Raw genomic sequence first — 12391 nt, forward strand, 5'->3', positions numbered from 1 at the left:
GCGGTTCATGAAGGCATCTCCCCCGATCGTCTGTCTGCTGGGCCCGACGGCCTCCGGCAAGACCGCCGCCGCCCTCGCGCTGGCGCAGGACACGCCGCTCGAGATCGTCAGCGTCGACTCCGCGCTCGTCTATCGCGAGATGGACATCGGCACGGCCAAGCCGAGTGCGGCCGAGCTCGCTGCCGTCCCGCATCATTTGATCGACATCATCGATCCGCGCGACGCCTACTCGGCCGCGCAGTTCCGCGACGACACGTTGCGACTCGTCGACGAGATCGCCGCGCGCGGCCGCCGCCCCTTGCTCGTCGGCGGCACGATGCTCTACTACAAGGCGCTCACGCAGGGCCTTTCGCCGCTGCCCTCGGCCGATCCGGCAGTGCGTGCGCGTCTCGACGAAGACGCCGCGCGCGACGGCTGGCCCGCCATGCACGCGCGTCTCGCGCGCATCGATCCGGTGACGGCGGCGCGCCTCGCGCCGAACGACTCCCAGCGCATTCAACGCGCGCTGGAAATCCACGAACTCACAGGCAAACCGATGTCGCAGTGGCTCGCCGAGCAGGCGCAGGCGCCACAAGACGCGAACCCGCACACCTTCGTGCCCGTCGCGCTGGAACCCGGCGATCGCTCGATCCTGCACGCGCGCATCGCCGAGCGTTTTCACGCCATGCTCGCAGCGGGCTTCGTCGAAGAAGTGGAGCGTCTGCGCGCGCGGGGCGATCTCGACCCGAGCCTGCCGTCCATGCGCTGCGTCGGTTATCGCCAGGTGTGGGAATACCTCGACGGCGAGACCGACTACGACACCATGCGCGACAAGGGCATCTTCGCCACGCGCCAGCTGTGCAAACGCCAGCTCACGTGGCTGCGCTCGATGCCCGAGCGTCACGTCGTCGATTGCACGGCCCCCGACGCCGCACAGCGCGCCCTGGCGACCGTGCGCGCCCTCTGGCGAGACTGAACGTCCCGCGACAGGCACTTCGCCGCATCGGCCGCGAAGTGCCGCACCTCGCGCCGTAGGCTTCGCGCCGCGGGCCCGGCCCTCGTACATCGAATCCCATTCCCCCCGCGACATCCCCCTTCAACCATCCCGCTCACGCCGTGCGAAAGACATCGCGATGTGCCGGCCGGTGCATGCTTCGCCTCCGTTGAAACCCTGACAGCTTTCCGGTTTGCATGTCGATTTTGATATGCTAATTTGCATATCAACGTTTCGATCAATGCAAATTTGCATCGAATCCACGATACCGGGAAGGACGCCAATGACGCAGACTTCGATGGAGCCAGGTGGGGTGGCAGGCAGCGCGCTCAGGTTGCCGGCGGGCGGTCCGCGTCGCGTGCCGCTGAGCAGATGGGCCGTGCGCGCGGGGATCACGCTGATCTACCTGTTCATGCTGAGTCCGCTGATCTTCGTGGTGTGGCTGAGCTTCTTCAAGGACGCGATCATCACGTTCCCGCCCAGCGGCTACACGGTGTCCTGGTATCTCAACGCGTGGCGCAATGCCGCGTTTGCCGACGGTTTCCTGCTCTCCCTCAAGCTCGCGGCCTGTGCCGCCATCGGCGGCGTGATCCTTGGCGTGGCGGCCTCGCTCGCGCTCGCGCGCTATCGGTTCCCGGGCCGCCGCACGCTGGGCAACGTGTTGCTGTTGCCGCTCGTCGTGCCGGGCATCGTGGCGGGCATCGCCACCTACCTTTTCTATCTGCGCGCCGAAAACCTGCTGGATGTGGACATCGTCGGCACCTTCGGCGGCCTCGTGATCGCGCACGTGTGTCTGACCATTCCTTGGACGATGCGACTCGTCGGCGCAAGCCTGTCGCAAATCGACGGCACCATCGAAGAAGCGGCGCGCAATCTCGGCGCTGGCCCATGGCGCACGCTCTGGCGCGTGACGCTGCCGATGCTGCGCCCGGCCATCGTGGCGGCGGTGCTGTTCAGCTTCATCGTGTCGTTCGAGAACCTGGAACTCACGCTGCCGCTCGTCGGCCCGGGCAAGACCACGCTGCCCATCGCGATCATGCAGTACCTCGAATTCAACCTCGATCCGACGATTGCGGCCGTCTCCGCCGCACAGATCGTGCTGCTCGGCATCGTCATGCTGATCACCGATCGCTTCGTCAAACTCAGCCAGGTGATCTGACATGGCCAACGTTTCGCTTCGCGGGCTGCGCAAGCAGTATGGCAACGCCGCTGCCGTCGCCGACTTCTCGCTGGAGATCGCCGAAGGCGAGCTCGTCGCCTTCCTCGGCCCGAGCGGCTGCGGCAAGACCACCACGCTACGCATGGTCGCGGGCTTCGTCGAGCCCACCGCTGGCGAGATCTGGATCGGCGGCAAGGAAGTCTCGCGTCTGCCGCCGCATCGCCGCAACACCGGCATGGTCTTCCAGCGCTATGCGCTGTTCCCGCACATGACCGTGGCCGAGAACGTGGCGTTCGGACTGGAGATGCGGCGCGTGTCGAGCGCCGAGCGCGACACGCGCATTCGCGAAGCGCTCGACATGGTGCGGCTCTCCGCGCTCGCCGATCGCTATCCGCGACAACTCTCCGGCGGTCAGCAGCAGCGCGTGGCGATCGCGCGCGCGCTCGCCATCCGCCCCGACGTGTTCCTGCTCGACGAACCGCTTTCGAATCTCGACGCCAAGCTGCGCACCGAAGTGCGCGAAGAGATCCGCGCACTGCAGCGCCGGCTCGGCCTGACCACGATCTTCGTCACGCACGATCAGGAGGAAGCGCTTGCCATCGCCGACCGGCTCGCGGTGATGCACGACGGTCGCGTGCAGCAGATCGGCACCGCCGATGCGCTCTACGAGCGTCCGGCCAATCCGTTCGTCGCGAATTTCCTCGGCAAGATGAATTTTCTCGCCGGTCGGATGCACGACGGGCATTTCGTCACCGCGAAGGGCGAGCGCCTGGCCCTCGCGGGTGCGGGGTCCGACGCGACCACGCTCGGCATTCGCCCCGAGCGCCTGCGGCTCGCCGACGCCCCCGCCGGCAACGAAACTGCCCTGCCCGTGACGGTGGATCAGACGATCTATCTCGGCGCCACGCTCGAGCTTCGGCTCAAGAGTGCGCAAGGCGAAACGCTCGTGGCGCACGTTCCCAACGTCGCGCGCGACGACGCGAGCCGCTACGCCCCCGGGCGCGCGCTCAAGGCATGCTTCGCAAGCCGCGACTGCCTGTTCTTCAATGCCTGACGACACCTCGCAATCCGCTTCACTCCCACACGCCTCGGCCCACGTTTCGAAGGATGACGACATGACGCATGCCCTGAACCGCCGCACGTTCCTGAAGACCGCTTCCGGTCTCGTGATCGCCCCCGCACTGGGCCTCGACGCCCTCTCGGCACATGCCGCCGCGGCGTGTCCCAACGTGGTCGTCGGCACCTGGGGCGGCGACTATCTGAACCTGCTCGAACAGAACATCGGCAAGCCGATCATCGAAGCCGCCGGCGGCAAGGTGACGTACGATTCCGCAGGACAGGTCGATCGCATGACGAAGCTGCGCGCCGAAAAGACCTCGCGCCGCGGTTCGATGGACGTGGCTTGTCTCGCCGATCTGGACATGTACGACATCAACCGCTCGGGCATTCTGGAGCCTGTCGACACCAAGCTCGTGCCGAATCTCGCCAACACGCTGGAGGCCCTGCGTCGGCCGTACTCGATCCCGCACATCTTCAGCGCGATGGTGATCGTCTACAACCCGGAGAAGCTCGGCACGAAACCCGATTCGTTTACGGCCGCACTCGACCCGAAGCTCAAGGGCAAGGTCGGCTTCTCCGACATCCTCTACAACTTCAATGTGGTGAGCAGCTCGCTCGCCGCCGGCCACAAGGACGGCAACATGGCGGGCGGCGTGCAATTCCTGCGCGAGCTGCGCAAGACGCAGCAACCCAAGGTGTATCCGTCGAACGAGGCGGTGGCATCGGCGCTCAAGAGCGGCGACATCTGGTTCACGTGCATGTGGAAGGCGCGCGCACTGCAGTGGAAAAAAGCCGGGGTACCCATCGAATACGTGCTGCCCAAGGAAGGGGCGGTGCCGGTCTCGTTCGAAGCGGCCGTGCCGAAGAACTCGCAGTCCAAGACCTGCGGCTTCAACTACCTTGACGCCATGCTCGACCCGCGCGCGCAGATCGGCTTCGCCGAGACGATGGGCTACGCGCCGACGGTGAAGAACGCGAACCTGCCGCCGTCGCTGCAGCAGAGCGTGGGCTTCACGAGCGCCGAGCTCGATCGCATGGTCAAGCTCGATTACGCGCGCTTCACCGCCGACAAGCCGGCGTTGCTCGACTTCTGGAACAAGGAATTCAAGGTGGGCCTGTGAACGTCGCCGCCCCGCCCGATTCCGACGACCGCATCGGGGATCCGCTCGTGAATTCGACCCACACGGCGCGCCGCATCGGCGCCGCACGTTCATCAGTACGCTCGGTAAGCGGCGCGCTCACGGGCGGCTCGCTCGCCGCGCCGGCCACGCTCGTCGTGCTGTTCGTGATTGTCCTGCCCGGCTTGCAGCTGGTGCGCTACAGCTTCAACCGGTTCGATCCCGTCGAGATGATGATGGCGGCGCTCACCGGCGCGAACTACGTCAAGTTCTTCACCGATCCCTATTACCTGTCGGTGCTGTGGACGACGATCAAGGTCGCCTCGCTGTGTACCGCGCTCGCGCTCGTGTTCGGCTTTCCGGTGGCCTATGTGCTCGCCCGCACGCAAAGCCGTTTCAAGAGTCTGCTCGTGATGCTGCTGGTGTTCCCATTGCTCGTGGGCAACGTCGTGCGCGCGGCCGGCTGGATGGTGATGCTCGGCAACGCCGGTTTCGTCAATTCGCTGCTCGTTTCGCTGGGCATCGTGCCGGAGCCGGTGCGGCTGCTGTACACGCCGTTTGCCGTCGTGGTCGGCACCACGGCGGTCGTGCTGCCGTACATGATCCTCACGCTGCAAAGCGTGCTCGAGGGCATGGACTTCTCCGTCGAGGAAGCGGCGCGCAACCTCGGGGCGACGTTCCAGCAGACGCTCACCCGCGTAATCCTGCCGATGGCGGCGCCGGGCATCGCGGCAGGCACCATGCTCGTGTTCATTCTGTGCATGAACGCCTACGCCACGCCGGTGCTGCTCGGGGGGACCGGCATCACCATGATGACGCCCGCGATCTACGACCAGATCGCCAAGGCGAACAACTGGCCGTTCGGCGCGGTGCTCTCGATCGTGTCGATGGTCGTGACGTTCGCGCTGGCCATCACGTCGCACTGGCTCATTCAACGCCGCTATGCGAAGACGATGATGACCTGACCGACTTCGCGCTCGCCTGCCGCGCCGTCTCGCGGCATTCACGCCACACGCGCCACCCGGGCCGCTCATCGCGTGGCCGGACACGCAACGATGCTGCCACACGTCCGACACATCCGACTCGCTCAACACTTCCGACACACCTGACACCCGCACAAAGGACTCCGCCATGCCGACACTCTCCGATGCCACACGTCAGTACCGTCAACGCCTGATGCACGAACTGATGGACCGCGCGCGCGTCGATGCGCTCGTGTTCACCGCCGCCGACTTCTTCCAGTGGGCCACCAACTTCCATGTCGACGTGCAGACCTGGGAGCGCCCGATCGCCGTATGCGTGCCGCGCAACGGCGAGCCGTTCGCCGTGATGAACGAGTTGTCCACGCACCATCTGATGATGGCGCGCGAGCGCGGCCACCTCTGGCTGGATCTCGATCGCGTCGCGCTCTATGCCGAGCATCCGCGCGTGACACAGCGTCTACCGCTGCTCGCCGAAGTTCCCGCGCTCATCGCCGAGCGGCTGCGCGCGGCAGGACTTGGCGCATCGCGCATCGGCGTCGACGCCGTGGGCGGGCCGCTCGCCCGTGCGGCCGCGTCGATGCCCGACGCAAAGCTCGTGCCAATGCTCGCCGACATGCGCGCGCTGCGCTGGGTCAAGCACGAGGAGGAGATCGCGATCATGCAGGCGGCGTCGGCGTTGGCCGACTGGGTGCAGGAGCGTTATCGCGAGAACATCCGTCCGGGGCGTCTCGTGCAGGAACTCGACTACGCGATGGCCGCGCTCATGGTCACCGAAGGCGCCAGGCGCTTTCCCGGCGAGAACCTCGAAGTCCTGCGCTGCTGGACGCTCTCCGGTCCGGCCTCGGCCTCTCCCCATGGCGACGGTGCGTCGTGCGGCGCGCGCATCAACGCGGGCGACGGCCTCGTCAACATCGTGATCCCGCGCCTGAACGGGCTCGTGATCGAAAACGAGCGCACGTGGTTCTGCGGCAAGCCGTCGAGCGAGCAGGCGCGCTTCCACGAAGTCGCGCGCGCCGCCAACGAAGCCGCCGTGGGCGCCGCCGTCACGGGCCGCCCGGTCTCCGGCATCGACGCCGCCGCGCAAGCCGTGATCGAGAAGGCCGGCTGCGGCGAGTACATCCGCCATCGCACCGGGCACGGCATGGGCATCATCGGCCACGAGTACCCGGACGACATGGCGTTCAACCACCGCCCGCTGCTGGCCAACGAGGTCTATTCGGCCGAGCCGGGCATCTACGTCTACGGCCTGGGCGGCTTCCGTCTCGACGACTCGGTCGTCACGGGCGACACGCCGCGCATGCTCACCCACACGCCGCGCACGCTGGCGCACGCCACCATCGACTGAGCGCGCCGCGCGTCAAGAAAAATCATCATTCGGGAGGAAAAGTCATGGAGTCGATCCTGTTGTCGAATTGCGCGCTGCTCGACCCGCTCAAGGGCGAGCTGCGCGAAGACCACGCCGTGCTGATCGAGGGCGGCCGCATCAAGGAAGTCTCGGACAAACCGATCCGCGCCCAGTCGGCGCGCGAGATCGACGTGCGCGGGCGCACCGTCATGCCGGGTCTCATCGATCTGCACGTGCATGTGCACGCCACGCAACTCAACCTGTCGGCGCAGGCGCATCTGCCCAACGTGCTCGTCACGCTCAAGTCCGTGCCGATCCTGCAGGGCATGCTGCGGCGCGGCTTCACCACGGTGCGCGACGCCGGTGGCGCGGGACACGCCATCAAGCATGCGGTCGAGAGCGGCCTCGCCGAGGGGCCGCGCCTGTTCGTGTCGGGCCGGGCGATCAGCCAGACCGGCGGACACGGCGACGGTCGTGCACGCACCGATTACATCGGCACCGATGGGCCGTGCCCGTGCTGCGTGCGCGTCGGCGCCCTCTCGCGTGTGGCCGACGGCGTGGACGAGGTGCGCCGCGCCGTGCGCGAGGAACTGCAAATGGGCGCCGATCAGATCAAGATCATGGCCTCCGGCGGCGTGGCCTCGCCGACCGATCCCGTCGGCGCGTGGGGCTACTCGGAAGACGAAATCCGCGCCATCGTGGCCGAAGCACGCGCCCGCGGCACGTATGTGCTTGCCCACGCCTATACGGCGGCGGCCATCGAGCGCGCGGTGCGCTGCGGCGTGCGCACGATCGAGCACGGCAATCTCGTCGACGCCCCGACGGCGCGCTACATGGCGGAACAGGGCGCCTACGCGGTGCCGACGCTCGTGACCTACGACGCGCTCGCCAGCGAAGGCAAGTCGCTCGGCCTGCCCGACGACAGCGTCGCGAAGATCGCCGACGTGCACGCGGCCGGGATGCGCTCGCTGGAGATTTTCCGCGAGGCCGGTGTGAAGATGGGCTACGGCTCCGATCTGCTCGGCGAATCGCAGCGCCTGCAGAGCGACGAATTCCGTCTGCGCGCCGAAGTGCTGTCGCCCGCCGAGATTCTGCGCAGCGCGACGGTCATCGGCGCGGAAGTGCTCGGGCAGGCCGGTCAGTTGGGCGAGATCGTGGCCGGCGCCCATGCCGACGTGCTCGTCGTCGACGGCAACCCGCTGAAGTCGCTCGACTGTCTGCTGGGCCAGGGTGAGCAGATTCCGGTGGTGATGAAGGGCGGTAAAATCCACGCTTTCGCGCTGTAAGGCGGGCGCAGCGGGCGCGTCATCCGGGCCGCCCCGGCGAGGGTTCCGAGGATCCCGCATGCATCGACACGCGGGACCGGGCGGTGGCCGCTCCAGGCGCCGTCCCTCGCGGCGGCGCCGGCTCCCGCGGGTCCGCCGCACATCGCGCACACGCTAACCCTTCCGTGGAGAATCGATGGATTTCCGGCACATCGACGCCTTTCGGGCGCTGATGCTCACGCGCACGACCACCAAGGCGGCACAGGCGCTCGGCACGTCACAGTCCGCGGTGAGCCGTCTCATCGCCGATCTGGAACGCTCGACGCGTCTCACGCTGTTCGATCGCGCACGCGGCCGTCTGGAGCCGACGGCCGAGGCATTCGCGCTCTTCGAAGAAGTCGAGCGCCGCTACGCCGGACTCGACAACATCCGCGAGTTTGCGCTCAACCTGCGCAATCCCGACAAGGCGGTCATTCGTGTGGGTTCGGTGGTGTCGTTCGGGCTGGGGTTCTTTGCCCGTGTGATGGCCGGCTACCGCGCGTTGCATCCCAGCGTGCAGCTCGCGCTGACGACCGGGGCCTCGGATCTGATTCGCGATCAGGTCATTACGCATCAACTCGCCCTCGGTCTGGTGACGGATATCATCGACGTGGCGGGGACAGACGCCGTCTCCTTCGCGAAACTCGATGCGATCTGCGCGCTGCCGGCAGCTCACCCGCTCGCACGCAAGAAGGTGGTTCGCCTGGCCGATCTGCGGGACCAGCCGATTCTGTCCTACGAACCGACCGACATGGTGCGCTGGGGCATGGATCGCCTGTTCGCCGAAGGCAATCTGCACCGGCAGGTCGTGGCTACCGCGCGTTATTCGATCAACATCGGCACGATGGTCAAGGAGAACGTCGGTATCGGGTTGCTGCACCCCGTGTCCGCCTACGACTTTCTCGACTCCGATCTGGTGTTGCGACGCTTCGAGCCGTCGATGCCGTTCCACACGCTGCGGATCACGCCACGCGCCGCCGCGCCCAGCGGCCAGCTTGACGACCTCGTGCGCGTGATGGAAACCACGCTCGACGATGTAATGCGTGCGGTCGAAGCGCGGATGAAGCGTTGACACCTCGCGGATCGTTCGGCAAAAACAATCTATGGTCACCCCCATTTTTGCAAGACTGATTTGATGCAGTGTTTGGCTTGCCTAAATCTATCCGGCGTCGATGTGGGGAGTTTCTCCCCGCGCCACGATGAGAGTCGCGCCTGACACTCCTAAAAAGCCCCTCGGCTTCAAGAGCCAATTGTTTTATCAGGTTGTTCGTCAGGCCGGTGTGCCGTTCACGTCATCCAATTTCAGTCGTCGCAAAACCAGGTGGGTGTTTCTCGGAAAATAGTTAGGGAGTAGGCGCTCAAGTTGGCATGGCGCTCGGCCTCGCATCGAATATCGTGTTGTGTGTGGCCAGCGCCCATGCGGTTCGTGCCAGCTTGTTCGCTAGCGCACAGGCCACTACGTTCGAATGCCTACGTGTGAGCATCGCGCGCACCCAGTCGGCGAGGCGGCCTGTCTGACGTTCCAGCCGCTGCATATATGCTCGGGCGCACTGCACTAACAAACGCCGCAAGTTCTTATCTCCACGCTTGCTTATACCCAGCAAAGTCGCACGGCCGCCCGTGCTGTACTGGCGTGGCACAAGCCCTGTGGCTGCGGCAAAATCGCGGCTGCATGCGTATTGCTTGCCATCGCCCATCTCAGCGGCCAACACGCTGGCGGTGATCGGTCCAACACCGGGGATGCTCAGCAGACGTTGCCCCAGATCGTCCTCGGCAAGTTGGCGCGTCAGCTCCTTTTCGATTTCACAGATTTGCTCACAAAGGTACTTGTGGTGAGCGTGTAATCGCTCGAGCACAGCGATAAGCCGTGGCGGCAGCGAATACTCGGCCAACACCGCAGGCAAACGCCTGATGACTGCCTGACCGATCGGCAGGCTGATGCCGAATTCGAGCAAAAACCCATGGAGTTGGTTAATCGTCTTGGTCCGATCCCGAATCAGCGATTCGCGCACCCGATGCAATGCCCCGAGCGTCTGCTGCGATTCGGTCTTTGGTGTCACAAACCGCATGGCCGGACGAGATGCCGCCTCGCAAATCGCCTCGGCATCCACGAAGTCGTTTTTGTTGCTTTTGACGAAAGGCCGCACGAATTGCGGCGAGATGAGCCTGACTTGATGCCCAAAGCCCGCAAGTTGCCGGGCCATATGATGGGCTCCGGCGCACGCCTCCATGACCACCGTGCAAGCATGAAATGTCGCGAAAAACTCGACCAGTTGCTTGCGACTCACCCTCTTGCGAAACACGGCTTTGCCTTGCCGATCCTGCCCATGAAGGTGAAACGTATGCTTGCCTAGATCGATTCCTACCAGCGTCACGGTTTGCATGATGGCCCTCCAAAATGAAAACACCCTACCGCGTTACCCGCGTGTAGGGTGGGGGTGACCATCTCATTAGCCCCCCGGAGGCCATCCCCCGACGGGCTTCATTCGTGCATTCCCTGCCGCGAGGGCGCCGAGCACCCCGGCCGCGGCCCGATTACGACACGATCGTTTGCGCCTCGCCTTCCTTGCGCTCGCGGATCGCGCCCAGACGGTAGACCGTCTCGCCCGAGGCTTCGAGGTGCTGGATCGCCGCATCGGCGTCCGCCGCCGAGACGATCACCGCCATGCCGATGCCGCAGTTGAACACGCGATGCATTTCGGCGTCGGCCACCTTGCCGTGCGCCTGCAACCATTGGAACAGCGGCGGCAGCGTCCAGGCGTCCTTCTTGATATCGGCCGTCAGGTTGTCCTGCAGCACGCGCGGGATGTTCTCGACGATGCCGCCGCCCGTGATGTGCGCCATGCCCTTGACCGGCAACGTCTGCATCAGCGCCAGCAGCGGCTTGACGTAGATGCGCGTGGGCGCCATCAGCACGTCGCGCAGCGGTTGGCCGTGAAAGTCGGCGTCCAGGTCCGGCTTGGCGACCTCGATGATCTTGCGAACGAGCGAGTAGCCGTTCGAATGCGCCCCCGACGAGGCCAGGCCCAGCACCACGTCGCCCGGCACGATGGTCGTGCCGTCGATGATCCTGCTCTTTTCGACCGCGCCGACCGCGAAACCGGCCAGGTCGTACTCGCCGTCCGGGTACATGCTCGGCATTTCGGCCGTCTCGCCGCCGATCAACGCGCAGCCCGCCAGCTCGCAGCCCTGCGCGATGCCCTTGACGACGGTGGCCGCCGTGGCCACGTCCAGCTTGCCGCAGGCGAAGTAGTCCAGGAAGAACAGCGGCTCGGCGCCCTGCACCAGAATGTCGTTGACGCTCATGGCGACCAGATCCTGGCCGACCGTGTCGTGCTTGTTGAGCGTGAAGGCCAGCTTGAGCTTGGTGCCCACGCCGTCGGTCCCCGAAACGAGCACCGGCTCCTTGTAGCGCTTGGGCACTTCGAACAGTGCGCCAAAGCCGCCGATGCCCCCCAACACGCCGTCGCGCAGGGTTTTCTTGGCAAACGGCTTGATCGCTTCGACCAGCGCGTCGCCCGCTTCGATGTCGACGCCAGCGTCGCGATAGGAAAGGCCGGAAGTTTCGTTAGGGTGTGACATGACGGGAATGCATCAAGGTTCGGTAAAATGCGATTTTACCCGATGCGCGTGCCCTTTCGGCGCGCAACCCGGATATCGGACGCCAACCACGGCTGGCGTGCCCTGCAAACCGTACTCTGCCGGCGTTTGTGCCGGCTTTCTTCGTTCGTGATCCAGCAACTGTATCTCGACCTCGGCACCCCGCCGCCCGCCACGTTCGACAATTTCATTGTCGGGCCGAATCGCGAGGCGGCGCAGACGCTCTCCGGCCTTCCCGCCGACCTCTCGGCCGGCACGGCGCGCGACCGCGGCATCTACCTGTGGGGTGCCGTGGGGTCCGGGCGCACCCATCTGATGGAAGCCCTGTGTCACGCCATCGGACCGAGCGCGCGCTATCTGCGCGCGCACAGCCCGCTGGCCGCCTTCACGTTCGACGACGCGAGCACGGTCTATTGCGTGGACGACTGCGACAATCTCTCGCCCACACAGCAAATCGCCGCCTTCAACCTGTTCAACGAGACGCGCGCCCGGCCCCATTGCGCCTTCGTGGCCGCCGGCTCGCAGCCGCCGGTGGACATGCCGCTGCGCGAAGACCTGCGCACGCGCCTCGGCTGGGGTCTCGTTTTTCACATTGTGGGACTCGACGACGACGGCAAGAAGCAGGCGCTGCAGAATGCGGCCCGCGAGCGTGGCCTGCAGCTCGCCGCGGATGTGCCGGCCTATCTGCTCACCCATTTCCAGCGCGACATGTCGAGCCTGATGGCGTTGCTCGACCGGCTGGACCGGTTTTCCATGGAACAGAAACGCGCCGTGACCTTGCCGTTGCTGCGCCAGATGCTCACCCACACCGACCCAGTCTCCCCCGACGGCAAAAACTGACCGTTGTTAG

11 protein-coding genes are annotated in these 12391 nt (G+C 65.7%); 9 read left to right on the forward strand and 2 right to left on the reverse strand.

Annotated elements, in window-relative coordinates; translation table 11 throughout:
* The first annotated feature begins 7 nt into the window (after window positions 1-7).
* The 8 genes from miaA (at window position 8) to RO07_RS20250 (ending at window position 9013) form a co-directional block, all read left to right on the forward strand.
* The gene (gene miaA / locus RO07_RS20215; RefSeq protein WP_039405239.1) at window positions 8-955 is read left to right on the forward strand and encodes a tRNA (adenosine(37)-N6)-dimethylallyltransferase MiaA; all 948 of its coding nucleotides are present in this window, start codon (window positions 8-10) and stop codon (window positions 953-955) included.
* Window positions 956-1256: 301 nt separating this feature from the next.
* Window positions 1257-2132 carry an ABC transporter permease gene (locus RO07_RS20220; protein WP_039405241.1) on the forward strand — a complete coding sequence of 292 codons (876 nt, stop codon included), beginning with the start codon at window positions 1257-1259 and terminating at the stop codon, window positions 2130-2132.
* Between the two features lies 1 nt (window position 2133).
* Window positions 2134-3186 (forward strand): ABC transporter ATP-binding protein, encoded by a 1053-nt coding sequence (locus tag RO07_RS20225; protein WP_039405242.1) that lies wholly within the window; start codon window positions 2134-2136, stop codon window positions 3184-3186.
* A 61-nt stretch (window positions 3187-3247) separates the two neighbouring features.
* Window positions 3248-4312 (forward strand): extracellular solute-binding protein, encoded by a 1065-nt coding sequence (locus RO07_RS20230; RefSeq protein ID WP_039405244.1) that lies wholly within the window; start codon window positions 3248-3250, stop codon window positions 4310-4312.
* Between the two features lie 74 nt (window positions 4313-4386).
* Window positions 4387-5274, forward strand: coding sequence for an ABC transporter permease (locus RO07_RS20235; RefSeq protein ID WP_039413039.1), 888 nt, complete (start codon window positions 4387-4389; stop codon window positions 5272-5274).
* A 166-nt stretch (window positions 5275-5440) separates the two neighbouring features.
* The gene (locus RO07_RS20240; RefSeq protein ID WP_039405247.1) at window positions 5441-6637 is read left to right on the forward strand and encodes a M24 family metallopeptidase; all 1197 of its coding nucleotides are present in this window, start codon (window positions 5441-5443) and stop codon (window positions 6635-6637) included.
* Window positions 6638-6681: 44 nt separating this feature from the next.
* Window positions 6682-7923, forward strand: coding sequence for a metal-dependent hydrolase family protein (locus tag RO07_RS20245; protein ID WP_039405249.1), 1242 nt, complete (start codon window positions 6682-6684; stop codon window positions 7921-7923).
* A 175-nt stretch (window positions 7924-8098) separates the two neighbouring features.
* Window positions 8099-9013 carry a LysR substrate-binding domain-containing protein gene (locus RO07_RS20250; RefSeq protein WP_039405252.1) on the forward strand — a complete coding sequence of 305 codons (915 nt, stop codon included), beginning with the start codon at window positions 8099-8101 and terminating at the stop codon, window positions 9011-9013.
* Between the two features lie 286 nt (window positions 9014-9299).
* Here the strand turns inward: RO07_RS20250 and RO07_RS20255 are convergent, their stop codons facing one another.
* On the reverse strand, window positions 9300-10325 hold the full coding sequence (locus RO07_RS20255; RefSeq protein ID WP_039405255.1) for an IS110 family RNA-guided transposase: 1026 nt from the start codon (window positions 10323-10325) through the stop codon (window positions 9300-9302).
* A gap of 151 nt (window positions 10326-10476) precedes the next feature.
* Window positions 10477-11523, reverse strand: coding sequence for a phosphoribosylformylglycinamidine cyclo-ligase (gene purM / locus RO07_RS20260; RefSeq protein WP_039405259.1), 1047 nt, complete (start codon window positions 11521-11523; stop codon window positions 10477-10479).
* Between the two features lie 147 nt (window positions 11524-11670).
* Here purM and hda point away from each other — a divergent pair, with 147 nt between their 5' ends.
* Window positions 11671-12381, forward strand: coding sequence for a DnaA regulatory inactivator Hda (hda, locus tag RO07_RS20265; protein ID WP_039405262.1), 711 nt, complete (start codon window positions 11671-11673; stop codon window positions 12379-12381).
* The last annotated feature ends 10 nt before the right edge of the window (window positions 12382-12391 follow it).

Source organism: Pandoraea pulmonicola, assembly GCF_000815105.2.
GTDB classification, from domain to species: Bacteria; Pseudomonadota; Gammaproteobacteria; order Burkholderiales; family Burkholderiaceae; genus Pandoraea; species Pandoraea pulmonicola.